Origin of the sequence: Pseudoalteromonas sp. SIMBA_162, from assembly GCF_046535955.1 — a bacterium.
Classification (GTDB): Bacteria; Pseudomonadota; Gammaproteobacteria; order Enterobacterales; family Alteromonadaceae; genus Pseudoalteromonas; species Pseudoalteromonas marina.
On the sequence record NZ_JAWJBQ010000289.1, the window covers coordinates 1 to 278 of the forward strand.

1 protein-coding gene is annotated in these 278 nt (G+C 51.8%); it reads left to right on the forward strand.

The features are described from left to right. Positions 1-278 (forward strand): TRAP transporter small permease (locus R0J88_RS19720; RefSeq protein WP_410900832.1); only part of this gene is annotated, 278 nt, incomplete at both ends.

Below are 278 nucleotides of genomic sequence, written 5' to 3' on the forward strand. Positions count from 1 at the left end.
GTGTTGATGCTGGTCATATCGGTCACGCTCAGCTTCTATCAGGTGCTTACACGATTTTTGTTTAATGCGCCCTCTACCTGGACCGAAGTGGCGTCCAGAACGTCCATGATTTGGTGTGTGTTTATGGCCGCTGCCGCCACGTTTCGCGGTGGCTATATGATGGCAGTCGAGGTCATCTATAAATGGATGCCTGCGCGTCTGCTCATGATGCTGGAAGTGGCGATTGTGCTGTGCTGCCTATTGGTATTGGGCGGGTTAGTGCACTACGGCATTCAAAT